The sequence below is a fragment of the Enorma timonensis genome (assembly GCF_000321165.1).
Taxonomy (GTDB): domain Bacteria; phylum Actinomycetota; class Coriobacteriia; order Coriobacteriales; family Coriobacteriaceae; genus Enorma.
The window spans coordinates 1-617 of record NZ_CAPF01000116.1; the positions used below are offsets into that span (position 1 = coordinate 1).

At 74.1% G+C, this 617-nt stretch carries 1 pseudogene; it reads left to right on the forward strand.

From position 1 onward, the window contains the following. Positions 1–617 (forward strand): annotated as a pseudogene (locus BN423_RS10975) (hypothetical protein); the annotation flags it as partial.

Below are 617 nucleotides of genomic sequence, written 5' to 3' on the forward strand. Positions count from 1 at the left end.
TCCCATCTGCAGCGCGTCGGCCCGGGACGCCGCCTATACGGTCCTGGTGCTCGACGCCGCGCGCGCAGGCGACGTCGTCGCGGCATCGCCCGATCCGCTCGCCCTCGCGCGTCACCTCGCACCCCGGCTCGCCGCCCGGGGGGTCGCGTCGCGCGTCGAGGCGCGCCTGCGCTTCTCCGAGACGCGTGCCGGCGAGCTCTTCTTCATGCTCATCGATGTGCTCGACCGCATGGGCAACGAGGAGCCGGTCGCATGGTGGCCGGCACCCGAACTCGTGGATTGGATCCGCTCGCCCTTCGCCGGCGTGTGGTCGGGTGCGGCGCGGATCGCCTGCGCGAGCGATAAGCGCTGGCGCGGCTCGCGCCTCGTGGATGCCGACGGCGTGCTGAGGGAGCTCCGCTCCCTCCAGAGCAACGAGACCCGGCTCGAATCCGACCGCGCGCAGGAGAGCGGTGCGGCGCGCCGGCCCGTCGCCGTCTTCGACGTGCTCGAGGCGCTCGGCGCGGGCGATTACCGCGCCGCGCTCCAAGCGATGCTGGGAGTCGCCCAGGCGGCGTCGCCGGGGATGTTCGGCCAGGGCGGCATGGTGGCCAAGCAGGTCGAGGTCGCCGCGCTCG